Origin of the sequence: Ectobacillus sp. JY-23, from assembly GCF_023022965.1 — a bacterium.
Taxonomy (GTDB): Bacteria; Bacillota; Bacilli; order Bacillales; family Bacillaceae_G; genus Ectobacillus.
Genome location: NZ_CP095462.1, coordinates 3108614 through 3132612, shown reverse-complemented (window position 1 = coordinate 3132612; position 23999 = coordinate 3108614). Strand labels below are relative to the sequence as shown.

At 39.5% G+C, this 23999-nt stretch carries 23 protein-coding genes and 2 riboswitches; of the genes, 3 read left to right on the top strand and 20 right to left on the bottom strand.

Translation table 11 applies throughout. The annotated features are described in order from the left end of the window. Positions 1-133: 133 nt before the first annotated feature. The 6 genes from MUG87_RS15830 to MUG87_RS15805 all read right to left on the bottom strand — a co-directional run bounded on the left by MUG87_RS15830 (position 134) and on the right by MUG87_RS15805 (position 8214). The gene (locus tag MUG87_RS15830; protein ID WP_247083404.1) at positions 134-1759 is read right to left on the bottom strand and encodes a M4 family metallopeptidase; all 1626 of its coding nucleotides are present in this window, start codon (positions 1757-1759) and stop codon (positions 134-136) included. A gap of 324 nt (positions 1760-2083) precedes the next feature. Further along, the gene (locus tag MUG87_RS15825; protein ID WP_247083402.1) at positions 2084-3343 is read right to left on the bottom strand and encodes a helix-turn-helix domain-containing protein; all 1260 of its coding nucleotides are present in this window, start codon (positions 3341-3343) and stop codon (positions 2084-2086) included. A gap of 151 nt (positions 3344-3494) precedes the next feature. Further along, positions 3495-4898, bottom strand: a complete 1404-nt coding sequence (locus tag MUG87_RS15820) for an amino acid permease (protein ID WP_247083400.1) — start codon at positions 4896-4898, stop codon at positions 3495-3497. Between the two features lie 61 nt (positions 4899-4959). Then, a complete protein-coding gene (gene ald, locus MUG87_RS15815; protein ID WP_247083399.1) occupies positions 4960-6087 on the bottom strand; it encodes an alanine dehydrogenase in 1128 nt (375 codons plus the stop codon). 304 nt (positions 6088-6391) lie between these two features. Then, positions 6392-7711, bottom strand: coding sequence for a hemolysin family protein (locus MUG87_RS15810; RefSeq protein WP_247083398.1), 1320 nt, complete (start codon positions 7709-7711; stop codon positions 6392-6394). A gap of 65 nt (positions 7712-7776) precedes the next feature. Then, a complete protein-coding gene (locus tag MUG87_RS15805; protein WP_247087727.1) occupies positions 7777-8214 on the bottom strand; it encodes a MerR family transcriptional regulator in 438 nt (145 codons plus the stop codon). Positions 8215-8592: 378 nt separating this feature from the next. Between MUG87_RS15805 and ytvI the strand changes: the two genes are divergently transcribed. Further along, a complete protein-coding gene (ytvI, locus tag MUG87_RS15800; protein ID WP_247083397.1) occupies positions 8593-9624 on the top strand; it encodes a sporulation integral membrane protein YtvI in 1032 nt (343 codons plus the stop codon). Positions 9625-9694: 70 nt separating this feature from the next. On the opposite strand, the gene MUG87_RS15795 is transcribed toward ytvI, so the two are convergent. The 11 genes from MUG87_RS15795 to MUG87_RS15745 form a co-directional block, all read right to left on the bottom strand. Beyond that, complete coding sequence (locus MUG87_RS15795) at positions 9695-9925, bottom strand: hypothetical protein (protein WP_247083396.1); 231 nt, start codon at positions 9923-9925, stop codon at positions 9695-9697. Positions 9926-9971: 46 nt separating this feature from the next. Further along, complete coding sequence (kdpC, locus tag MUG87_RS15790) at positions 9972-10553, bottom strand: potassium-transporting ATPase subunit KdpC (RefSeq protein WP_124565135.1); 582 nt, start codon at positions 10551-10553, stop codon at positions 9972-9974. A gap of 14 nt (positions 10554-10567) precedes the next feature. Further along, on the bottom strand, positions 10568-12655 hold the full coding sequence (gene kdpB / locus MUG87_RS15785; RefSeq protein WP_247083395.1) for a potassium-transporting ATPase subunit KdpB: 2088 nt from the start codon (positions 12653-12655) through the stop codon (positions 10568-10570). Between the two features lie 13 nt (positions 12656-12668). After that, entirely contained in the window at positions 12669-14336 is a 1668-nt protein-coding gene (kdpA, locus tag MUG87_RS15780; protein ID WP_247083394.1) for a potassium-transporting ATPase subunit KdpA, read from the bottom strand. 19 nt (positions 14337-14355) lie between these two features. Further along, positions 14356-14433 (bottom strand): potassium-transporting ATPase subunit F, encoded by a 78-nt coding sequence (locus MUG87_RS15775; protein ID WP_124565147.1) that lies wholly within the window; start codon positions 14431-14433, stop codon positions 14356-14358. Further along, positions 14430-14534, bottom strand: a complete 105-nt coding sequence (locus MUG87_RS15770) for a hypothetical protein (RefSeq protein WP_124565138.1) — start codon at positions 14532-14534, stop codon at positions 14430-14432. The genes MUG87_RS15775 and MUG87_RS15770 overlap by 4 nt, the downstream gene beginning before the upstream one ends. A 92-nt stretch (positions 14535-14626) precedes the next feature. Further along, positions 14627-14771: riboswitch (cyclic di-AMP (ydaO/yuaA leader) on the bottom strand. Between the two features lie 145 nt (positions 14772-14916). After that, entirely contained in the window at positions 14917-15165 is a 249-nt protein-coding gene (locus MUG87_RS15765; RefSeq protein ID WP_247083393.1) for a hypothetical protein, read from the bottom strand. Between the two features lie 30 nt (positions 15166-15195). Continuing rightward, positions 15196-15591: a hypothetical protein gene (locus tag MUG87_RS19725; RefSeq protein ID WP_368042543.1), complete on the bottom strand. Its 396-nt coding sequence runs from the start codon at positions 15589-15591 to the stop codon at positions 15196-15198. Between the two features lie 224 nt (positions 15592-15815). Beyond that, positions 15816-15953, bottom strand: a riboswitch (cyclic di-AMP (ydaO/yuaA leader). 248 nt (positions 15954-16201) lie between these two features. Beyond that, positions 16202-17344, bottom strand: coding sequence for a KdpD-like non-kinase potassium sensor (gene kdpDN / locus MUG87_RS15755; protein ID WP_281503653.1), 1143 nt, complete (start codon positions 17342-17344; stop codon positions 16202-16204). 90 nt (positions 17345-17434) lie between these two features. Then, positions 17435-17578, bottom strand: coding sequence for a hypothetical protein (locus MUG87_RS15750; protein WP_164464274.1), 144 nt, complete (start codon positions 17576-17578; stop codon positions 17435-17437). Positions 17579-17913: 335 nt separating this feature from the next. After that, positions 17914-18306, bottom strand: coding sequence for an ATP synthase subunit I (locus tag MUG87_RS15745; protein WP_124565140.1), 393 nt, complete (start codon positions 18304-18306; stop codon positions 17914-17916). Positions 18307-18533: 227 nt separating this feature from the next. On the opposite strand from MUG87_RS15745, the gene MUG87_RS15740 reads away from it, so the two are divergent. Both MUG87_RS15740 and MUG87_RS19610 read left to right on the top strand, forming a co-directional pair. After that, the gene (locus MUG87_RS15740; protein ID WP_247083391.1) at positions 18534-20765 is read left to right on the top strand and encodes a transglycosylase domain-containing protein; all 2232 of its coding nucleotides are present in this window, start codon (positions 18534-18536) and stop codon (positions 20763-20765) included. 314 nt (positions 20766-21079) lie between these two features. Further along, a complete protein-coding gene (locus MUG87_RS19610; RefSeq protein WP_281503652.1) occupies positions 21080-21214 on the top strand; it encodes a hypothetical protein in 135 nt (44 codons plus the stop codon). A gap of 56 nt (positions 21215-21270) precedes the next feature. Here MUG87_RS19610 and MUG87_RS15735 read toward each other — a convergent pair whose 3' ends face one another. Genes MUG87_RS15735 through phnX form a run of 3 tightly spaced genes read right to left on the bottom strand, consistent with a single transcriptional unit; the run spans position 21271 to position 23993 of the window. After that, on the bottom strand, positions 21271-22056 hold the full coding sequence (locus MUG87_RS15735) for a DeoR/GlpR family DNA-binding transcription regulator (protein ID WP_247083390.1): 786 nt from the start codon (positions 22054-22056) through the stop codon (positions 21271-21273). A gap of 10 nt (positions 22057-22066) precedes the next feature. Beyond that, complete coding sequence (gene phnW / locus MUG87_RS15730) at positions 22067-23176, bottom strand: 2-aminoethylphosphonate--pyruvate transaminase (protein WP_247083389.1); 1110 nt, start codon at positions 23174-23176, stop codon at positions 22067-22069. 16 nt (positions 23177-23192) lie between these two features. Further along, positions 23193-23993: a phosphonoacetaldehyde hydrolase gene (gene phnX, locus MUG87_RS15725; protein WP_247083388.1), complete on the bottom strand. Its 801-nt coding sequence runs from the start codon at positions 23991-23993 to the stop codon at positions 23193-23195. Positions 23994-23999: the final 6 nt, after the last annotated feature.

The following is a 23999-nucleotide window of genomic DNA, read 5'->3' as shown; positions in this document are numbered from 1 at the left end:
AAACAGATTATTTTAACAGTAAGAATAGCTAAAAGGCCTCAGTTCCATGATATATGGAACTGAGGCCTTTTAGGTTCTTTATAGTATTGCTATCCTTGACAGAGCGTAACTCTCTTTTACACTTTCTTCTTTATTAATATACTCCAACTGCATCAAAGGATTTCTTCACTGCGTTAACCTCTGCAGAAGTAGAACCATACAAATCAGAAGCCGCTTGCACAAGCGCTGCACGTGCTTGGCTAAATGTAGCAGATTGCGTGAAGTAGTACTCGTTTGCTCGGTAGTAGATTGCACCCGTTTTGTCGTTTCCGATTGCTGGTACTGTTACACCATAGTGCGTACCACCATTTGCAAGCAAGAATGCTGCTTTGTTGATAATACCACTATTAATATGAACGCCACCATTATCTTGCGTTCCAGTGTAACGGACCGAGTAATGATCTGGATCACCGTATTTCGCAGGATTGCTCATAGAACGAAGCGCATCTCCTGCTGTTCCCGGTGTATAAATGTCTTCACCCATTTCCCAATCTGGTGTGCGGTTATCATAATATTCTACTAAAGTACCAAAAATATCAGACAGAGCTTCATTTAATGCACCTGACTCATTTTGATAAATTAAGCCAGACGCATATTCTGTTACTGCATGTGTAAGTTCATGTGCTACAACATCCAAAGAGCCGGACAGCGGACGGAATGTAACCCCATCACCGTCACCGTACACCATTTGAGAGCCATTCCAGAATGCATTGTTATAACTGCGGCTATAGTGAACAGTAGAGTTTAAAGATGCACCCGCGTTGTTATAAGAGTTACGGCCAAATTTATTTTTGTAGTAATCGTACGTTACACCTGCATAATAGTGTGCATCTACTGCAGCTGCATCGTAGCTAGCGTTAAACAAGTTATCTGTGTCTGCCCACAATGAACCAGGAAGGGTTGTACGATTGCGCGCATCATACGTATAAATTTTAGCGCCGCGTGTGTTGTCTTGTAGATAATAGTAAGATCCAGATAATGTTGTATTAATAGATTTTGTATCCCCTAATACGCCTTTTCCGCTACCTACCTTGTTTGTCCCTGTTACATTATGAATTGTGTTGTATTGGTCTAATACCTCACCTGTAAATGCGTCAACGAAGTAATAGTAATTACCTGGTTCTGGCGCTAAGAAGTTTAAGTTAACCACATATGCATAAGTAGCTTCTTCACCCTTTTTATATACATACACGTCAGCTGTTGGCTTCTTATCATATTCTGGTTTAAAGCCCAGTGCCTGTTCAGCTGCAGCGACAGCAGCTGTTGCACCAATCTTTTTACCAAATTTCAACTTAGCCTGTTTGTCCAGGTCAGGAATGACTGTTCCAGACACAACCTTTAATGCACCATTATCTGCTACGTGAGCCGTTTGTGTAGAACCCCAAACAGGTACACCGTTAAATGTTTGCTGTAAACGAAGAACTGTTGCGCCTAATGGATCTTTAACTTTCTTTGTAACTTTGAAAGAATCCTTCGCTGCCTTTCCGCCTAGTTTATAATCTGCTTTGTTTGCATCAATGTAATCAAATACAATTGCCTCTGCAGATTTTTGAGAAGCCTTTGTCAGCTCTCCTGCAACAAACTCCGGAGATCCTACAGCCTCATTATACTTTTTGCTAGAAAGTACATTCTTTACATCCGCAGCTCCAGCGCCTGGTGCACCAAACATTGTTAACGTCAATCCAGCTGTTAACGCCATTGCAATCCTTTTATTCTTCATGTAATCTTCCCCCTAACTTTTTTTGAAGATATGCACATCTTAGCATTTGTCTGATAGTTTGAAAATACAGAAAACAACCTTTTCAACTTTCTCAATATTTGTGTCTATTTTTAAAACAATTTGATATAAAGATGCTATATTAAACAAAAAACCCTTTCACCTAATGGTTGGGTGAAAGGGTTTTACTTTGTTCAAGCGATTACCTTAAAATCTGCCTCACCTCGAAACGGTGGGTGAAATTCATATTGTGGTTTGTCCATAACTACCAAGATTGCAGCCGTTAAGAGAGCAAATGCTAATAACTTTTTCATGTCCTCACCTCCTTCATCTATTTTGGATTGCAATAGCTAATTTATAGTAGCGATTGCTTTCTTTATATTCTAATTCACTTTCTGAATATTCCGCAAGTTCAATATATATGTTTTTTAACTCTTGTGCGTCTTTGAGTTGTTTAAATACAGGAATGGCTTCTTTCTCTAAGAAGTCTTTATATTCCCCAGAGCTACGAAAGTATTTATATTGCAACATGAGTAGTAGATAATAATTCCTTTTTTCGAAAGTATTGTCTTTAGATGCTTTTAATCCTTTTTCAATCCAAACCTTTGCATCAGGAAACTGTTTCAACTCTATATAAGATTTAACAAGCTCATACATAGTCACTACATATGCCTCAATATGTGATTCCTTATAACGTAAACTATCTAAATATAATTCAGTTGCTTTTTTATGTTCTCCCTGTCTAGCATATAAGTATCCTAGATTGTGAAGTGTTCTTGCAAATATTTCTTCTTTGTCAGAAAAAGATGGTGCCGCCTGCAAAATATTTTCATACGTTTCTATCGCTTTATCATATTCTTTTAAACGTGCGTAGTTAATCCCTTGTATCACTTGACAGTCTATAATATAACGAAACTTAGAAGCTTTACTATATAAGTTTATTGCCTGTTCGACAAAATACAAAGACATGCTAACATTATGAATCATACTATAGACCAACGCTAAGTTGTAATAGATACTTGGCTCACTGTACTTAATGGCTCTAGCCTGTTGCTCGCACTTCACAAAATAGCCTGCACCTTTTTCCCATTCCCCTTTTTTACAAAATATTAATCCATTTACATAATGGAAAATAACATTGTGTAAGGGACTATATTTACTAGAAAGCTTTTTACATTCTTCTAAAAGAGAAACTGCTTCATCCATCCGTCCTATTAATAAAAAATAGCGCACAGATAACAATTGATAAAAGTTTAAAACTTCCGCATCCTGAACTTGCACCATAACGGGTTGAAGCTGCTTATATAGCTCCGTTGCTTTTTCTTGATTGGTATATACAAGTGCCGTATGCAATTGCTCTAACAGCTGCTTTGCTTCCCCTGTTGTATTTTGCAAACTTGATAAACTGATTCCTAGCCTTTCGCATAAGAGTTGCATAATTAACTCTGAAGCTTCAATTTTATCGTTTTCAATCTTGCTCAAATAAGACACTGAGCAAATCCCCTGACATAACTCTTCTTGCGTAATTCCTTGTTGCACACGTTTGTGAAAAATAAGCTTTCCTGACTGATGTAAAGCGGTCCGCATCTTCTCACACTCCATTCACACTAAAGTAAAACTATTACCATAACATTAGCTCTAATGTTTCTTAAACTAATCTTGTACATTCATTTTACACAGTTTTCAGAAAAAATAAATAGAAAAGCACAGGAAACCCTGTGCTTTTCTGTGAATTATCTTAATTTGCTTTTTTCAATGACACCTCGTTGTTTTCCTGTAATACGCTGTACTTACGAGAATAACCAAAGTACACCATTACACCAAGTAGTACCCAGATACTGAAATACATCCATGTTGTTCCTGGTAGATTTACCATTAAAAATACACAGCAAGCTACCGAAATGATAGGTAGTACAGGAACAAACGGCACGCGGAAGCCACGCTGTAAATTCGGATGTGATTTACGGAACAAAATAACAGCAATTCCGATTACAGCAAATGTCAGCAAGGCACCAATATTTGCTAAGTTAGCAAGCTCTTTTAGGTCAACAAAACCTGCAATAAATGCGCTGCCCGCACCTGTAATCCATGTTGAGAAAGTTGGTACACCGGATGCATTTGTTTTAGAAAACATGCCCGGTAACAATCCATCACGACTCATTGCGAACAAAATTCGAGTAGACGCGTACACATAAGCAAAAATAACCGCCATAATACCGATAATAGCACCGACAGCAATCACACCCGCTACTGCATCTTGCCCAACAGAGTGCAGAACATACGCCATAGCCTCTGCCACATTTAACTCTGTGTATGGCACCATCCCTGTCATGACCAGGCAAACAACAACATAAATAATCGTACAAATCACCAGCGACGAGATAATTCCAATTGGCAAGTCTCGTTGCGGATTTTTTACTTCTTCTGCCGATGTGGACAAGGCATCAAAGCCTAAAAATGCAAAGAATACAGCGGCTCCTCCTGCTATTACACCCTCCAAGCCGTACGGCATAAACGGCGTCCAGTTTTCAGGCTTTACATAAAATGCACCTACTACAATAAATAAGCCGATTACAACTAGCTTTACTAATACCATAAAGTTATTTACTTTTTTACTTTCTTTCGTCCCTCTGGACAAAAGCCATGTGATTGCTAGTGTAATACAAATGGCTGGTAAATTGACCGTTCCGCCTTGTGCAGGAATGGTTACAAACTCCTTTGGTATTGCTAATCCAAATCCGCCTAAAAAATTATTAAAATATGCTGACCAGCCGTTTGCAACAGCAGATGTAGTCAATACATATACAGAAAGAAGCGTCCATCCCATCGTATGTGCTGCAAACTCTCCAATTGTTGCATACGCATAGGTGTATACACTACCCGATGCAGGGATTGTCGAAGCAAACTCCGCATAGCAAAGTGCGGCAAAACCACATACAATAGCAGCCAACATAAATGATAGAATAACTGCTGGACCAGCATCTCTGGAAGCTACCAACCCTGTTAAAACGAGAACACCTGTCCCGATAACGGCACCGATACCAAGTAAAGTTAAATCAAACGCACCTAACGTTTTTTCTAGTTGTTTTTTCTTTGATTGCTCTAACATGAGCGCAACTGATTTTTTCTTGAACAGTTCCATACCGTTATTCCCCTTTATAAATTAAAAGCCGAGAGACCCTGTCCCCCGGCTCTTGTTATAATTATACGAGTGCAGCTTGCAAAAGCTCTGCAGCATCCGCATATTGTAAACCATGCGCTTCTGCTACAGCTTGATATGTTACATAGCCATTTAGCGTATTAATACCGCTTAGTAATGCTTTGTTTTCAAGACAAGCTCTCTCGTAGCCTTTGTTAGCAATTTGTACAGCATATGGTACAGTTACGTTTGTTAATGCGATTGTAGATGTACGAGGTACAGCGCCCGGCATATTCGCAACTGCATAGTGAACAACACCATGCTTCACATATGTTGGCTCATCATGTGTTGTAATGCGATCTGTTGTTTCAAAAATACCACCTTGGTCAATAGCGATATCCACTACTACAGAGCCCGGCTCCATTGATTGAATCATTTCTTCTGTTACAAGCTTCGGCGCTTTAGCACCCGGAATAAGAACTGCACCAATCACAAGGTCAGATGTCTTTACTGCTTCTGCAATATTATAAGGGTTGGAGATTAATGTTGTTACTTGATGACCAAAAATATCATCCAATTGACGTAAACGGTCTGGATTTAAGTCAATAATTGTTACCTCAGCTCCTAATCCAATAGCTACTTTCGCAGCATTTGTACCTGCTACACCACCGCCGATAATGGTTACTTTACCGCGGTTAACGCCTGGTACACCACCAAGAAGAATACCTTTCCCGCCTTCAGGCTTCTCTAAAAATTGTGCACCAATTTGCGCAGACATACGTCCTGCTACTTCACTCATTGGTGTTAATAAAGGCAATGTTCCATTGGATGCTTGTACAGTTTCATAAGCAATCGCTGTAACTTTCTTCTCAATTAAAGCCTTTGTTAAAGCAGGCTCTGGCGCAAGGTGTAGATATGTAAACAAAATTAGCCCTTCACGGAAGTAGCCGTATTCACTTGCAATTGGTTCTTTTACTTTCATAACCATATCCATAGCCCAAGCTTCGGCAGCCGTTGCAACAATTGTAGCACCCGCTGCTACGTACTGCTCATCTGTAAAACCAGAACCTATTCCTGCTCCAGCTTCAATATATACTTCGTGTCCATTTCTGATTAAGTGAACAACGCCCGCTGGTGTCATTGCTACACGATTTTCATTGTTTTTAATTTCTGCAGGTACCCCAATACGCATAATTTCAACATCTCCTTCATACACTACATATACTTTTTTTACTCTATTAACATAGTATTTATCTCACATGTTTATACTACCATTCTCTGACACATATTGAAAGCGCTAACACAAAGAAAAATAAAGTCTTTTTATTCAGAAGAGACAGTATTTTTTAACCTTACAGACTTGTATATAAGACTAGATATATAAAACGATTCGTTCTTTCTTACCAGTTTATATATTGCAAAAATATATACACTGGTTATCGTTTTAGAAAATAAAACCAAAACATTTTTATTATATTAAAATATAAAAACGACGACTATACAGTCGCCGCTTGCTCTTCGCTCATAATCTTACGAATTTCTACTCGTTTAATTTGATGGGAATCCTTAGCAAGAACCTTGAATTCATAACCATCCGCTTCTACGGAGATACCTTCTTCAATTTCATGATTTTGCATCATAATCCAGCCACCAACAGTATCAACGATTTCTTCATCCATGTGAAGACCGAATAAATCATTAATATCGCTTACCAGCACCTTGCCATCAACAATTTTATGATACTCACTGATATGTTGAATTGGCGGATGTTCATCTTCATCATACTCGTCTCGAATTTCGCCGACAATTTCTTCTAAAATATCTTCAAGTGTAACAAGGCCGGCCGTTCCACCGTATTCATCATAAAGAATTGCCATCGGAATGCGCTTTTTTTGCATTTGTAAAAGCAAATCATGAATGGCGATAGTTTCCATAACCTCAATGACGGGACGCATATATTCTCGAATGGGAGGAAGTTCATCGCTATCACCGTTCATATAACGAATAAATACATCCTTTACATTGACCATTCCGATAATATCGTCTTTATCTTCACCAAATATCGGATATCTTGTATACTTTTCACTTTGAATAATTTTCATATGGTCTTCTGCAGAATCTTCTTCATACAAACCAATAATCTCTGTACGAGGCACCATAATCTCTTTAGCAATTCGATTATCAAACTCAAATATGTTGTTAACATACTTAAACTCCGTTTGATTAATTTCGCCACTCTCATAGCTTTCAGAAAGAATTAAGCGAAGTTCATCTTCAGAGTGAGCTGCCTCATGCTCGGAAGCGGGTTTAAGACCAAATAGTCCGGTAATAAAACGAGCTGAGCCGTTTAACGTCCAGATAAAAGGATACGCAAGTTTATAAAAAAACATCAGTGGCTTAGCAACTAACATTGTAACTTGTTCTGCCTTTTGAATTGCAACTGTTTTAGGAGCAAGCTCTCCCACTACAACATGCAAGAAGGTAATAAATGCGAAGGCAACAACAAAAGCAAGTGTACTCGCTACCGCCGCAGGCAAGTTCAATTTCTCCATCAAAGGTTCCAACATATGATGAAGCGTAGGTTCGCCAAGCCATCCAAGCCCCAGCGCTGTCACCGTAATTCCAAGCTGACACGCTGATAAATATTCATCCAAATGCGTAGTTACCTTTTTAGCTGATAAAGCACCTCGTTTTCCCTCTGTTACAAGTTGATCAATCCGGCTGCTTCGCACTTTCACAATCGCGAACTCTGCCGCAACGAAAAAACCTGTAAGAGCAATTAAAAACGCTACCATGACTAAATTAAATATGTCCAAGCAATCCCCTTAGTCCAATGAACTAAGGTATCCACCTCCTGTAATGGTTATCCTCTCATCTACTACTATCCTAAAAACAAAAGCAACGTTTGCATTAAATTTGTCGCGCGACCTGATACATACTTCATCATCGTTTCACGCTGTTCATTTGTTAACTCATCCAGCAGCGGCTTTAAATGTGCCAACTCCTGTTCCAATTCTTGAATATGCCGTGTGACCTCATCCACATGTGTAGCCACAGATTGACTTGTATCAATTGCTGTATGCTTACGCGCAAGCAGCTGCTTAATATCACTAAGTGGCATGTGCATCTTTTTGCATTGTTCAATGAAATGCAAGGTTTCAACTGCATTTTTATCATAATAACGATAATTAGAATCTGATCGATGTGCGGTCAAAAGTCCTAAATTCGTATAATAATCAATGGTTCGTTTTGAAACATGGGCAATTTCAGCCAACTCTCCGATTCGGTATCCGTTCCCAACATATTCGCCCCCTATTATAATAGTAATTATATGTTATCACACACAAAACTGTACAGTCAAACGTGACAGTTACGCAACAAATCATGCATACATTTTAAAAATCGATACTCATGTTTCTTAAAAATATATGTACTATTTTCAGTAATATAACATTTTGCAGAAAAAATTTACTGTAAATTTATATCTTTGCATCTTAATAAAAAAACTAATGATTATGTTATATAGATAAAGCTAGAGCGTAAAAATGAGAACAAAATTGCTTCAAATACTCCGGCACTTGGTAATAATATTTTCACGTCGTACATAGAGGAATTTAGTATATTGCTTTATAATAAAGATACATCTCATTTTCCGTAAAGCGGAACAGTGCGTTGAACAGGAGAGGAGAGTTTTTTCATGTGGAAGAAGTGGTTGCTTGTCAGTCTATTCACTATTATAATAATCTTTTTGATTCCATATAGCTTGCCGGTTATTTTCGCTTTATTAACTGCCATTTTGTTAGAGGGGATTGTATCCCGTCTGCAAAAGCATGGACGATTTCCGAGGTTATATGCTGTTTTAACAGCGTTTTTATTGTATTTGGCTACACTCACACTCATTGGCTATTTTATGATTCATACAATTTTTCAACAAGTTGTTTCTCTTTCTCACAAAGCACCTGGCTTTGCGAAAGAGTTTTATTATACAACTGTGTTGCCCATGATCAACAGTTGGCACAAGTATTCGGAAACATTGCCGACTGAAGTACTTTCTTCTATAGAGCGTGCGCTAGAAAATAGTGTAAATTCGTTAGATCTACTGGCTAAAAATCTAATTTCTGGAACAATCGGATTTGTTGCTGTTGTACCGGGATTTTTATTAGAATTTTTAATTTATCTCATTGCATTATTCTTGATTAGCTTAGAGCTTCCACGTCTCAAAGATAAATTGGAATCGTATATGACATTGGAATCGCGAGAAAAATTTCACCTGGTGGCAGAGCAATTGAGCGGCGCAGGTATTGGCTTTATTAAAGCCCAATTGTTTTTAAGCCTACTGACATTTACGATGGCTTATGTAGGGTTGTGGCTTCTTAATGTCCCGTACACAGCTTTACTCTCCCTGCTTATCGTAATTGTAGATATTTTACCTATTCTAGGTACAGGTTCTGTACTTGTTCCCTGGGCTACAGTTGCAATTTTGCAGGGAAATCAAACACTAGGAATAGGACTTCTCGTTTTATTTGGTGTTATTACCGTCGTACGCCGCATTATTGAACCTAAAGTTTATTCAAAAAGCATGGGGATTTCTCCCTTGGCTGCGCTTGTCAGCTTATACGTAGGCTTTAAGCTATTGGGGTTTATCGGATTGTTCCTTGGCCCATCTCTTGTAATTTTATATGATTCCTTAAAAAAGTCAGGCGTTATCCGCATACGTTTCAAAATATGAAAAGAGGGTGTTCCCAAATGATGGGACGCCCTCTTTTTTAGTGGTGCATATATTATATAGAAGAAACTCTTTAAAATTTGATTTGGTCAATTGCATATAAACAAGGATCACCAATTCGATAGCCATTTGCTTCTTTCTGTATTTGCGTGAGGACAACACAAGTCGCTTTTGGAACAATGACACTTTGCTGATATGTTCGTTCCAATTTAAAACCTGTTATGATGAATAAATCTTCACATTCTTTGACCTGTACCGTTTGAAATAGCTTCAGATCTTTTGTTCCTTCTATTTGTAGCTTCATCATCTGCCTCCTTTATAGAAAATCCTCCGACAAGCGGAGGATTTTTTTATTTCATTAACTTTTGAAGTGCTATATTTAATTTCAACACATTTACCTTTTCTGTTCCAAATAGGCCTAACTCCAGCGGCTCAGTTTGTTCTTGTATCAAATCCTGAAGCTCTGCTTTAGTCAACCCTGTATACTTCGCAACTCGATCAATTTGTGCTCTCGCAGCTGCCGGGCTGATATGTGGATCGAGACCAGATCCAGAGTTTGTCACTAAATCAATCGGTACTTGCGAAACAGGAACTGTCGGATTATTTTCTTCCCACTGCTTCAGCGACTCTTCTGTTCTTGTCAGCAACTCAGGGTTTGATGGTGCATAGTTATTACTGCCGGATGCTTCAGACTTATATGCAATACTAGATACACGTCCTTGAAAATAGCGTGGTTCTTTAAAGTTTTGACCTATTAATGCAGAACCGATTACTTCATTTTGATCATTATAGATCAAACTACCGTCCGCTCTATCGGGCATTGTCACTTGTGCGACTACTGTTACTAAAGCGGGATATACAAGACCACATAATACAACAGTTGTTGCTGTTAGCCGAATGACGGGTGCTAGTATACTCTGTTTGGTTTTCATGGCTCACTTCTCCTCTATACGAATAATCCTACGAATACATCAATGACCTTTATACCAATAAACGGAACAATCATACCGCCAAATCCGTAAATGAACAAATTACGGCTTAACAATGCATTGGAGCTCATTGGCTTATACGATACACCCTTCATTGCTAACGGAATGAGCAATGGAATGATAATAGCATTGAAGATTAATGCCGATAAAATTGCAGATAAGGGGGAATGCAATCCCATTACATTCAGCATCTCCATTTGCGGGATAGCTGCTGTAAACATGGCTGGGATAATTGCAAAATATTTTGCCACATCGTTCGCAATACTGAATGTTGTCAAAGCTCCGCGTGTCATAAGCAACTGCTTACCAATAGCTACAACTTCAATAATTTTGGTTGGGTTTGAATCTAAGTCAATCATATTCGCCGCTTCTTTTGCTGCTGACGTCCCGCTGTTCATCGCAAGACCTACATCGGCTTGGGCCAGAGCCGGTGCGTCATTTGTACCATCACCAGTCATGGCCACTAGCTTTCCTTTCGCTTGCTCTGCTTTAATGACAGCTATTTTGTCCTCTGGTTTACATTCGGCAATAAATTCATCTACGCCAGCTTCCTTTGCAATCGTGGCCGCTGTCAGCGGATTGTCTCCTGTACACATTACCGTTTTAATACCCATACGACGAAGCTCCTCAAAACGCTCACGCATACCTGGTTTCACTGTATCTTTTAGATAAATCAATCCATAAATTTTATTGTTTACAGCTACAGCTAACGGTGTTCCGCCTTCCTTCGCAATTAAATCTGCTCGTTTGGAAAGATCTAGAGGAATGTTTCCTCCTTGCTGCATCACCCAATTGATAACTGCGTTGACAGCACCTTTGCGCACCTTCGTTCCGTCATGTAAATCCATACCACTCATACGTGTTTCAGCTTTAAACGGAATAAATTCACCTTCTATTGTCCCGTTACTAAACCACCCTTTATTGTTTATATATTCTACAACAGATCGGCCCTCCGGTGTTTCATCCATACAAGAGCTTATTCCAGCCCAATACGCAAGCTCTTCTACTGTTTCTCCTGATACAGCAATCAACGTATGGGCCATTCGATTTCCAAATGTAATCGTTCCCGTTTTATCCAAAATAATTGTATTAATATCTCCAGCAGCTTCAACCGCTTTTCCTGACATAGCCAACACGTTAAATTTCGTCACACGATCCATCCCTGCAATTCCGATGGCTGACAATAACCCTCCGATTGTGGTTGGAATTAAACATACAAGAAGCGCGACAAGAACGGCTGTATCAATTGAGAAGCCCAGATAATTTGTGAACACTGGAAGCGTTACGATCACCAATAGAAATACTAATGTTAAACTGAACAAAACTGTATTGAGTGCAATTTCATTCGGGGTTTTTTGTCTTTTTGCTCCTTCTACAAGCGCAATCATTTTGTCCAGGAAGGACTCGCCTGGATTACTAGTGATACGAATCGTAATCTCATCGCTGACAACAAGAGTTCCACCTGTTACAGAGCTAAAATCGCCTCCTGCTTCTTTTAGCACAGGTGCGGACTCGCCTGTAATAGCTGACTCATCAACAGATGCCAAGCCTTTAATTACTTCTCCGTCACTGGGAATCATTTCTCCTTGCTTTACAACGACAATGTCTCCTTTACGAAGCTCTGTTGCTGCTACCTTCATCACTTTGTCATTTTTTATAAGATTTGCCCAAATATCTTGTTTGGATTGCTTTAATGAATCAGCTTGTGCCTTCCCACGTCCTTCTGCCAACGCTTCTGCAAAATTCGCAAACAAAACTGTAAATAATAGAATCATAGATACAGTGATGTTAAACCAACCCGGCAGATTTTCACTGGGTAGGAACGACAGCACTAGGGTAACACAAAAGCCAATTTCTACAATGAACATAATTGGATTCTTTACCATCACTCTCGGATCAAGTTTAGTAAACGATTGCTTTATGGCTGTTTTCACAATATCGGAATCCATTGTCTTTGCTTTTCGGATTCCTTCATCTTCCACTAACCGTAAAGAAGAAGATGTCTGTTCATGTTTTTCTTTTATAAATGCAGATGATTTACTCATGTTCTATCCTCCATCACTTCAAAGTGAGAAATTCAGCAATTGGTCCTAAAACTAAAATTGGGAAAAATGTCAAAGCACCTACAAGGAAAATTGTTCCTACAAAAATACCACCGAATAAACCATTATCTGTACGAAACGTCCCAACTGTTTCCGGTGCCAAAGTCTTTTCTTTTAAAGATGCTGCGACCGCAAGCATTGTGACTAACCCAAAATAACGTCCCAAATACATCACAAGGCCAGTTGAAATATTCCAAAATGGCGTATTATCTCCTAATCCTTCAAACCCCGATCCGTTATTCGCGGCGGATGAAGTGTATTCATAGATGACTTGTGTAATTCCGTGAAAGCCGGAGTTTGAAATGGCTCCCATTCCTAATTCTGTAGAAAAGGCGATTGCTGAAGCTCCCAATATGAGAAGTGGTTGGAACAAAAGTGTCACCGCTATGAGCTTCATTTCTTTTCCTTCCAATTTCTTTCCTAAAAACTCAGGTGTACGACCCACCATTAAACCGGAAATAAATACGGCTATCATCGCATACATAATGACGTTGATAAACCCTGCTCCCACACCGCCAAATACTGTATTTAACAGCATATTTATAAGAGGAACCATACCGCCAATTGGTGTTAATGTATCATGCATTGTATTAACGCCCCCTGTCTCTGAAGCGGTTGTAACCGTTGCATATAAGGCGGACCATACCGTTCCGAAGCGGACTTCTTTTCCTTCCATATTACCTTCGTCATATTGAATGCCCAGCTGGTTCAATGCCGGATTACCTTGTAGCTCTGTAGTGGCAATTGTGCCGAAACCAATCAAGAACAACATCAGCATGGAAACGAATAGAATACGTCCCTGCTTTTTATTTCCTACCATTCTGCCGTATGTAAAAGGCAGGGCAGTCGGTAAAAGCATCATAAGAATCATTTGCAAGATATTGCTAATCATATTTGGATTTTCAAAAGGATGTGCGGAGTTGACTCCAAAAAATCCACCACCGTTATTCCCAAGCTCTTTAATTGAAAGTAACGAGGCTACAGGACCACGCGCAATTAATTGTTTTGCTCCTTCAACCGTGTTAGCTACTGCTGCAGGTTCTAATGTTTGCGGCACTCCTAGCAACACAAAAATCAACGCTGCGACAAAGCTTAATGGAAGAAGTAAACGTGTAATGGCTCTAGTAAAATCAACGAAGAAGTTTCCTAATTTCTTACCTGCTAAGCTACGAATGAAAGCAATTGCAATCGCTAATGTTGTAGCAGGTGCAGCAAACATCATAAATGTGATACCAAGCATTTGAGATAAGTAAGACAGGCCGGTTTCTCCGCTGTAGTGCTGCAAGTTTGTGTTTGTCATAAAGCTGATTGCTGTGTTAAAAGCAAGCGTTGGTTCCATACCCGGAATGTTGCTTGGATTCAATGGCAGTACGCCTTGCAATCGGAATATTAAATACACAAACACAATCATCAAACTATTTGTCAAAACTAACGCCAAAGCATATTGCTTCCAGTTTTGATTGTAGGGCTTAATACCTGCAATCTTAAAAATAATTTTTTCAACAGAGCCGAAAATCTTTTCTAATTTCGAGTCTCCCTGAAATGCTTTTTCTAAATAAGCCCCCATCGGTTTTGCTAATAAAATAAATAGTCCAATAGTGATACTGACTGCTATCCAAGCCATGATATTTGTCTCTCCTCACTTAAAACTTCTCTGGATTGAGTAATGCATATACTAAGTACACCGTAACTACCGCAACGATTCCTAACAGTACGATCATTGCTTGTTCCCTTCCTTCACTACATTATCAGACCACTTTGCTAACCCTGCCATAGATGCAGTCAGCAGAATAAACGCACCTACCATCATTACATCTAACATGACACCCCTCCTAATTTACAAATTTTACCATTAAAAATGCACAAAAAAGCACTGAGAGGTTACTCAGTGCTCTTTTTAGGCAACACGAAAGTATACCCCCTCCCGAAACGCTTACGAGGTTAGCTGTCGGATTCGGGCTTTGAGAGTAGCCCTACCTTCACTAAAGAAGGATTCACCCCAAGTGCTTGCGCACAAAGTTGGTTCCCCCGCTCCTAATGGACTCAGCGATTAAAGGTTGCTTCGGTAAAATTTAGTTGTGACTTATGAAAGTAAATATACTCCTGTAAAAACTACATGTAAAGAGGTTTTTTTATAAAAAACAAACTTTTTATATTAAAACGCTTATATTATATATTTCTTGCTTTATTTGATTGATAAACTTCTACTCAAAATACGGACCGAGGATATGAATGCTCCTGCCTCGGAAACTGCTGCATACAAGCTCAGAATGATTTTTCTCGTATTCTACAATTTCTTTCTCAAGGTATACAGGTACATTCTCTTCATACAAAAACATATAAGGCTTCGGGAAATCACCTTTGCTTTCTGCCAGTTCCCGCACTCTTTCGTAGGTCAGAGCCCACCTTTTCACAAGATCCCTATATAATAAAAGTCCTGGCAGATGTCTCATACGGGTTCCTCCCCATTCACTTTATCTTCTTTAGGAAACAAATGGTTTCATATTGTCACAATTCGTATAAACCACATACTTTGCTCCCATTGTTTTATAAAGTTGAACAGGATATTGCTTATTCCGAGTCACGACAGTAATCGGAACATTTAAGTTGAAGCGGATTAGTTCCGTAAAAAAACTGATTGTTGGCAACGTATCACTAAGTACTATCGCTTTAGAAACACTTTCCGCAATCGGCAAGAGAGCTTGCGGATTCTGCGTAGAACGAATAATACACTGAAATCCAAGTTCCCTTGCAGTCCATGCAATCATTTCATGCACTGTAACAATGATTAAAGTTCGATGTCCTATCAAGCTATGCAGACAAGCTACCTTTTCCTCATCCCCTACGCACACCAATACAAGCTCTTGATTTTCCCACATAAAAGCTCCTCCTTAAGTAAAAATAAAAACGCAAAAAAGGGACTTCTTTCGCATGCTTAACATCAAAAGGCTTATATACACCCCTCAAAAGGTCTGCATCCGATTTAGAAGCTGAAATCTTCCTTATTCAGACAGTAGATTAACCCTTCTTTTTGTTACAAATGAAGCCCTTTACTTAAAGTCTCACTTTTATCCGGAATGGCAACGTAGAATCATTCTTTCCACCATCCTCTCAACACGCTTACGAGGTTAGCTGTCGGGTTCGGGATATGAGAGTAGCCCTACCTTACTAAGGATTCACCCCAAGTGCACACGCACATATATGGTTCCCCCGCTCCAAGTGGATTCAGCATGATGTCATTCAAACTATGAAAGTCATATTACGCCTATCATTTTCAAAAGTAAATCAAGAAAAATCGACAAGTTCTATATAAGCACAAATAGAAAAAACGAAATTCTTTTAGATGGGAGAGAAGAACAGGCAGTGTATAATAACGGTCAGAACTTACGGAGAATGCTAAGTAAGACTGTAAACAAAACGCAAGATCAAGATATTCTCTCACTTTTGTTTCATTACCGCTTGTATATTAAAAAATTAATCCTCACTTATCTATTTGCCGCTATCGGCTACGATGTGAATATCAATATTTTTTGTTTTTCGCATAATTACATTGACGATGGAGCCTTTTGTTATTTCCTCCCATCTTGTACGCGCTGATTGACCGAGAAGTACTTGCGTAATCTTATATGTGCTCGCAACATCAATGATGACATCTGCTGGCTTTCTTCCACTCGCAGGCTCCACAATAAACTCTGCACCAAATTGATGTGTTAAAGATTCCCACTCCGCCAGTATCTGATTTCGAGCTGGAGAGTTGAAATCACCGCTATCTGCTCTTACATTCAGCACATATAAATCTGCATTCAACCTGCTTGCCATACGCGCTCCTCTTCGGATTAACCTTTCGGCAGTTGAACCGTATTGCACGCATACTAGAATACGTTCTTTAATACCGATAGACCATGTTTCATCCTCCTGTGGGGATACAATTTTTTCGTCAACATCATCAGCCACCTCTCGCAAAGCGAGTTCACGTAGCGCACCTAAATTCGTTATCGTGAAAAAATTTTGTAGACTTTGTTGAATCTTTTCCTGCCGATAAATCTTCCCTTCCACTAACCGTTTCTGAAGCATCTCCGGCGTTACATCAATTAACTGAATTTCATTGGCTTTTTGCAGCACGGAATCTGGAACACGCTCTCGAACAGCCACACCCGTAATTTGCTGGACAATATCGTGCACACTCTCCAAATGCTGGATATTCATAGCGGAACATACATCAATACCAGCCTCTAAAATCTCTTCGACATCCATGTATCTTTTATGATGCTTAGAGCCTGGTGCATTGGTATGGGCAAGCTCATCAATAAGTACCACCTGAGGCGCACGCTTTATAATTCCTTCTGTGTCTACTTCATAAAAGATTTTTCCCTTATAGGTAATCTCTTTCATAGGAAATACTACCAATTCGCCCAGCTGTGCATCTGTATCAGTGCGCCCATGCGTCTCAACGAGACCTACGACAACGTCGATGCCTTCTTTTTTTAAATCCTGTGCATCCTGAAGCATTTTATATGTTTTTCCCACACCGGGCGCAGCGCCAATATATACCTTAAGCTTGCCACGCTGCTGCCGAGCAAGTTCTTCTAAATACTCTTCCGGTGTTCTTCTACGGAAAATCTCTCCGTGCATGATCATTCACCTCAATCATGTGATTTTGCATATCATCATAGTGTATAGGGCCTATGTTTGCCAATAAAAAAACACTAAACCGCTAACGGCTTAGTGTTTTTTATTTACGATTACAGATGACATTGCTAATGTCGTTCCTGTTTTCATTTGTACACGCGGCGGATTGTTTACATCGAGTGTAACAACCGCCAAAAATATCAATTGTAACAACAACAGTGCAGTAAGGCTTATCATTAACCTTGTCCTGTCGCATATATCCAATTAAATCGCTTCTCCTTGTTCATGTAGTATGGACTTAGAAACGATTTATTTTACATTCGAATCTTCCTTTCAGATGTAAATGCCACGTAATTATTCTAGCATATTTTCATAGAAATTTCTCACTAGAATCAAACTTTCCCTTGTATATAAGTTCATTTAGTTTTTTCAACATATACAATAAAAAAGCGGAAGGGCAAGGACGACTTGTAAGGTATCTATGGTCTTACTTGGTACGTGCTCATCTTAGGCACTGGTCGCAGCCACACATCTCCCGCTCTTCTTCCCACTCTAAAAAGAATGTTGATTTTTTATTTGTACTTATATAGTTCCTTCTCCTCTTTATAATAAGCGCTATAGTATCCCAAATTAATAACTAATAAGAAGTAACCACCCAAAATACCTGTCGCAAAAGCCCACATCACCATTTGGTGTTCAATTTCATACAAGAAAAGAGCGCCTAAAACTGCTGCGGCAAATCGATTCACTGCACCAAGCGATGGAAGCTTTTTACTCAGAACAATATGCTCGCCCATTTTTTCAATACGACGACCAAGCATCCAACCACAATACATACTCACAACAAGTCCTACACCTAAACCTAGAAAATGATCTGCATACGGTGTACACAACCAGCCAATTAAAAGAATCCCAAAAATATAATACAGCTGCTTTCGAAATGACTGAAAAGCCTTTTGTATCATGTTTCCTCCTTAGTTACCCCAAATTTCTCCCAAGGAGCCTTTTTCTCTCTATACCTATCATTATACAATGAATTGCACGCAAGATGAGTTTCATATGGTAACGTTCACAGATTTTTAACATTTATACTTGTCTCTTTACAAAGGGATAGATTTCTGCTATTTTAAACACGCTATTCATTATAGGGATTTTTATCCTGACATAACGAAATAAAAAGGTGGTGCCAAGTATGGGGAGAATGGAAAGACGCCAACAACAGGCCAAAGAAAAAAAGAAGCTGGCCTTGTCTAAAAGCCTGTTGTGGAAAATTGGCGCAACAGGTATTGCGGTTATTTTGCTTGGCGTACTCGTTTTTAATATTTTTATTTGGAAGAGTAATGTAAGTAAGCTGGACACACCAGCGCCGCAACCAACAATTATTTATGATCAAAACGGAAAAGTAGCAAGTGAAGTTTCAGCTACAAATATTGAGGGTGTTACATTAAAGGACATACCAAAAGATATGGTTCATGCGGTCATATCTACGGAGGACCAGCGCTTTTATAAGCACGGTGGTGTCAATTATTTTGGTATAGCGAAAGCATTTATTCAAAACACGGTGAGCGGCGAAATTGTTGCAGGCGGCAGTACGATTACACAACAGCTTGCAAAAAATGCCTTTTTATCACAGGAGCGTACGTATACTAGAAAGCTACAAGAGTTTGTATTAGCTAAGAAAATTGAACGCACATACTCCAAAGATCAAATCATTGAGCGTTATTTGAACCAAATCTATTTTGGTGAGGGTGCATGGGGTATTCAGCGTGCGGCACAAACCTATTTTGGTAAAGATGCTAAAGACCTGACGCTAAATGAGTGCGCTACATTAGCGGGCTTAATTAAAGCGCCATCCGCGTTATCACCTTTTAAAAACCCGCAGAAGTCTAAGGAACGCCGGGATGTTGTTTTAAGCTTAATGAAGCAAGAAGGCTACATTACAGATAACCAATTTGCAGCTGCAAAAGCGGAAAACATTGTATTAACCGATAAACGAGAAAATAATTATACCGGTACGTATCCGCACTATTTAAACCATATTATTGATGAAGCAATTAAAAAGTATGACTTATCTGCGAATGAGGTGCTTTCCGGTGGTCTTCATATTTACACGGAATTGAATACAACTATGCAAGAGGCTGCTGAAGCTGTGTATAAAAATACCGCCCTCTTTCCAAGGAGCGCCAAAGATCAACTCATTCAAAGTAGTGCGGTATTTATCAACCCTGAAACAGGTGGTATTCAAGCCCTGATTGGCGGGCGCGGTGAATATCAGTTTAGACAGTTTAACTATGCTACACAACTCACTCGCCAGCCAGGCTCGACGATGAAGCCATTGGCTGTATATGCGCCAGCTATTGAGAAGGGCTATGATGTATTCGACGAGCTAGAAGACAGACCGCTTAATATTAATGGTTATCAGCCCCTGAACTACGATAAAAGGTTCCGCGGCGAGGTTACAATGTACGATGCGTTAATTGAATCCTATAACGTACCTGCTGTTTGGTTATTCCAAAAGCTAGGAACAAAATATACCACTGATACTGTAAAGCGATTTGGAATTAAATTGGATGAAGAAGACTATAATCCAGCCCTTTCCCTTGGAGGCATGGTACATGGTACATCGCCTTTGGCAATGGCACAAGCCTTCTCTGCCTTCCCGAATGACGGAACGATGATGGAAGCACACGCAATCACACGTATTGAAGATACTGACGGTCAAGTAATCGCCAAATGGAAGAAAAAATCAACAAAGGTTGTGAGCTCTGAAACCGCTCAAAAGCTAACATACATGATGCGCGGTGTTGTCACTGAAGGAACAGGGGTAAAAGCGCGTATCAGCGGCCGTGAAATTGCTGGTAAAACAGGTACGACGCAGCTTCCGATTAAAGGTATAGACGGCGCGAAGGACCATTGGTTTGTTGGATATACACCGCAAGTGGTAGGCGCTGTTTGGCTTGGTTATGAAAACACAGATGCTTCACATTATTTATCATCTTCAAGTGGTAGTACATCGGCCGTGATTTTTAGGGAAATTGTTTCTCGCTCTGCCAAAGTGCTGCCGGAAAAGAAATTTGATCTGCCTGTTATTGAAAAAGAACTGAGAAAGCAGATTGAAAAACGTGAGAAGCTTGAAGAAGAACGGAGAGAAGCAGAACGTAAGAAGCAGGAAGAAGAGAAAGCACGTAAAGAAGAAGAGGAAAAAGCCCGTAAAGAAGAGGAGGAACGCTTGAAGAAGGAGCAAGAAGAGAAAGATAAAAAAGATAAAGAAGAAAAAGATAAAGAGAAAGATAAAAATAAAGACAACGAAGACGATGAAAATGCGGGAGATGCTGGAAACGATGAAGTTATAACAACGCCACCAAACACAACTGATCCTGGCAATAGAGGTACGATTCCGAATACGCCTCAAACAACTCAATGATAGTAAAAAAGGAATGGGTGTACCATTCCTTTTTTATTTGGCTGTGTTAAAGTCCAATGTTAACCATTTGCACTTGTTGGTTGAAGTGAAGGGGGTGAGACTCCGCAGGCGCATAGCGCTGAGAAAGCTCCCTGACCGCCCGTGGAAAGTGAACCCCCGTAACGGAAATCAACAACAAACTTTAACAGAGCCTTTTATTTATAATCTGTATTCAATATCATTTCTCCTCAACATTTAAATTACTGCTTGCATTGAAACGCGTTTCATACATTATAGTTGCGCTAAGTCAGTCATTTAATAAAGGAGGAATACATATGACAGCAATACTCATTATGTTGCTTCTATGTTGTATTGAATTGTTTAGTGCCTATACAGTAATAAAGGATACAGGAAAATCAGAAAGCATGTATGATATTGAAAGTCCACATGAGTTTTTTCATATGAACTAAGCTTCAAAAACTCCCCATAGAATACCATGTATTTCTACGGGGAAGCTTTTACCATTTCAACACGTAATCCACTGAACTTCCGCTCGTTCTAAATCCGCATGCCAGTTTTTCGGTATATCCTTGTCTGAAATTAGAACATCTACCTTTTGTAAGCTCGTAATTCTATAGTTTCCCTTTAATCCCATTTTTGAGTGGTCAGCCAAAACAAAGACCTGCTTCGCCTGCTTAATCATCACTTCAGACAGCTTGGCCTTTTCAAGCTCTACGCTCGATATACCAAAACTAGGTAATACCGCATCTACTGAAATAAAAGCCTTATCAAAATGAAATTGACTTATCATTTGTTGAGAGATGGGTCCTGTTGCACGAGCGTGCTTAGAATTGACCTTCCCACCGATAAATAATACCTCACCGTCGAATGATTTTGTATTGATAGCAGAAATCAGTCTTGTTACTAGTGGAAATGAATTTGTAACAATCGTTAACCTTTTACGATAAACAAGATACGGAATCATTTGCAAAGGCGTACTTCCTTCATCAATGACAATGACATCACCATCATTAACGAAAGTCGCTGCCTTATGTGCAATTCGCTTTTTCTCTTGTGCACGCAACACTTCTCGTTCAAACATGGCAGGTTCCACAAAAGAAGTAGAATGGATTTTAACAGCCCCGCCATATACTTTCTTCAGTTTTTGTTCTTTATCCAAATCTACCAAGTAACGCCGGATTGTTTCTGTGGAAACGGAAAAATCCTCAGCCAGCTCTGAAACGCTGACCCTTCCATTTCCATCTATCCGTTCCAAAATTATTCGCTTGCGCTCCTCTCCCACTAAAGACATCCTTTCACCTCTACATTACGTTCTCTGCCTTACCTTCTTGAATTGCATTCAGCAGTTGTTTCATATCCTCTTCATACACATCTCCAATGGTACCAATACGGAATGTATCCACTTGCGAGATTTTTCCCGGATAAATAACAAATCCTTGCTTTTTGAGCATTTGATAAAACGCTGCAAATTCAAAAGATTCGTCAGGGTAACAAAAGGACGTGATAATAGGCGATTGATACTTGTCCTGTAGCAATGGGTAAAACCCCAGCTCAGACATACGCTTCACTAATGTTCTTTGATTGTTGGTATACCTTCTTTGACGTGCTTGAACACCGCCTTCTTCTTCAAGCTCAAGCAATGCTTGATAAAAAGCGCGCACTACATGAGTAGGAGACGTGAAGCGCCATTTTCCATTTTGATTCTCCATCGTTTCCCATTGATCATATAAATCAAGTGACAATGAGCGTGCTCTTCGTTGACATTTCTCCAATTCATTACGTCTTGCAATTACAAACCCAAAGCCCGGAATACCTTGAATACATTTATTGGCACTGCTAATAAGAAAATCAATATTCCATGCTTCCATATCAATCTCAATGCCTCCAAAACTACTCATTGCATCTACAATGGTAACTTTGTTGTACGCCTTAGCAAGTTCACATACTTCTTGCACTGGGTTTAATATACCTGTTGTTGTTTCACAATGTACAATTGCCACATGCGTAATATCTTGATGCTCCTTTAAAGCCTCTTCTATTTCATTAATATGAATAGGTTCTCTTTCATCTGTCTTGTTGACCACAACTTGAATACCAAGTATGTTTGCCATCTGTGCGATACGCTCCCCATACGCACCGTTGATACATACAAGAAGCTTGCCATCGTTTGGAATAACAGAACCGATTACCGATTCCACTGTAAATGTGCCGCTCCCTTGCATTAAAACAGACGTATACCACTCTCTCTTTTCTGGTTGTACAGCAAGAGATATCAGACGCTCTCTAATCTTTTGAACAAGACTATTATATTCATCATCCCATGTGCACCAATCCTGAAGCATAACCTCTTTAACACTCTGTGTGGTTGTCAAAGGACCCGGTGTAAGTAATAAGTAGTGTTTTCGATTCATTTTAAATTTCCGCCTTTCAAATATAAGCCAGCTCCTGCTGCTCAATCACATTAATAATTTGATCTAAATCTCCAATTCTATCAATTGTAAAATGAGCACCTGCCTCCATAAAACGCTCCCGTACTGCCTCCGCTTTATCGGCAAGTTCTTTAGGGTCCATTGCATTTACTTCTTCCTGTGTCAATCCAAGCTCACTGCTCCCCCAAATAACACCTACTGTCCACATACCAGAATTTCTGCCTTCTTGTATGTCGGAAACTGTATCACCAGCTTTTACAATGCTGCTCATTGGATATACCCCGAGCTTCATGGCGTTCATATAACTCATCCACGGATAAGGGCGACCACCTCCGGCTTGATCCGGTGTTACAAGGCAATCGGGGCTATATCCTTGTTTTTTTGCTTCAGGTACAACAATATCCATCATTTCTTTTGTATACCCTGTTGTAGAACCAATTTTCAGACCACGCTCACGCAAGCGTGCAACCATCTCTACAGCACCAGGCACCGGAGTCGTATAGCGAGGTAAAATGGTAAACAACGTTGTTTCAAAATCATGATACATTTCATGAATATCACTTTCCTGTGGGTCGCAATTGAATACCTGATTCCATTCTTGTTTAATTCGCGGCATTTCAGTAAGTGCCCGAATGTGATCAATTTTCAAAAGCCCCATTGGCCTCCTTGCTTCCTCAATCGTAATCTGCACTCCTCTTTTTCGAAACACGTCTACAAATACCTCTAATGGAGCAAAGCATCCGTAATCTATTGTCGTTCCTGCCCAATCTAAAATGACAGCTTGTATTTTCTTATTCATCAACTA

Coding starts and splice junctions, on each gene's coding strand:
- MUG87_RS15830 (WP_247083404.1), bottom strand. CDS start 1,759: ATGAAGAATAAAAGGATTGCAATGGCGTTAACAGCTGGATTGACGTTA.
- MUG87_RS15825 (WP_247083402.1), bottom strand. CDS start 3,343: ATGCGGACCGCTTTACATCAGTCAGGAAAGCTTATTTTTCACAAACGT.
- MUG87_RS15820 (WP_247083400.1), bottom strand. CDS start 4,898: ATGGAACTGTTCAAGAAAAAATCAGTTGCGCTCATGTTAGAGCAATCA.
- ald (WP_247083399.1), bottom strand. CDS start 6,087: ATGCGTATTGGGGTACCTGCAGAAATTAAAAACAATGAAAATCGTGTA.
- ytvI (WP_247083397.1), top strand. CDS start 8,593: ATGTGGAAGAAGTGGTTGCTTGTCAGTCTATTCACTATTATAATAATC.
- MUG87_RS15795 (WP_247083396.1), bottom strand. CDS start 9,925: ATGAAGCTACAAATAGAAGGAACAAAAGATCTGAAGCTATTTCAAACG.
- kdpC (WP_124565135.1), bottom strand. CDS start 10,553: ATGAAAACCAAACAGAGTATACTAGCACCCGTCATTCGGCTAACAGCA.
- kdpB (WP_247083395.1), bottom strand. CDS start 12,655: ATGAGTAAATCATCTGCATTTATAAAAGAAAAACATGAACAGACATCT.
- kdpA (WP_247083394.1), bottom strand. CDS start 14,336: ATGGCTTGGATAGCAGTCAGTATCACTATTGGACTATTTATTTTATTA.
- MUG87_RS15775 (WP_124565147.1), bottom strand. CDS start 14,433: ATGATCGTACTGTTAGGAATCGTTGCGGTAGTTACGGTGTACTTAGTA.
- MUG87_RS15770 (WP_124565138.1), bottom strand. CDS start 14,534: ATGTTAGATGTAATGATGGTAGGTGCGTTTATTCTGCTGACTGCATCT.
- MUG87_RS15765 (WP_247083393.1), bottom strand. CDS start 15,165: ATGAGACATCTGCCAGGACTTTTATTATATAGGGATCTTGTGAAAAGG.
- MUG87_RS19725 (WP_368042543.1), bottom strand. CDS start 15,591: ATGTGGGAAAATCAAGAGCTTGTATTGGTGTGCGTAGGGGATGAGGAA.
- kdpDN (WP_281503653.1), bottom strand. CDS start 17,344: ATGCACGGAGAGATTTTCCGTAGAAGAACACCGGAAGAGTATTTAGAA.
- MUG87_RS15750 (WP_164464274.1), bottom strand. CDS start 17,578: ATGATAAGCCTTACTGCACTGTTGTTGTTACAATTGATATTTTTGGCG.
- MUG87_RS15745 (WP_124565140.1), bottom strand. CDS start 18,306: ATGATACAAAAGGCTTTTCAGTCATTTCGAAAGCAGCTGTATTATATT.
- MUG87_RS15740 (WP_247083391.1), top strand. CDS start 18,534: ATGGGGAGAATGGAAAGACGCCAACAACAGGCCAAAGAAAAAAAGAAG.
- MUG87_RS19610 (WP_281503652.1), top strand. CDS start 21,080: ATGACAGCAATACTCATTATGTTGCTTCTATGTTGTATTGAATTGTTT.
- MUG87_RS15735 (WP_247083390.1), bottom strand. CDS start 22,056: ATGTCTTTAGTGGGAGAGGAGCGCAAGCGAATAATTTTGGAACGGATA.
- phnW (WP_247083389.1), bottom strand. CDS start 23,176: ATGAATCGAAAACACTACTTATTACTTACACCGGGTCCTTTGACAACC.
- phnX (WP_247083388.1), bottom strand. CDS start 23,993: ATGAATAAGAAAATACAAGCTGTCATTTTAGATTGGGCAGGAACGACA.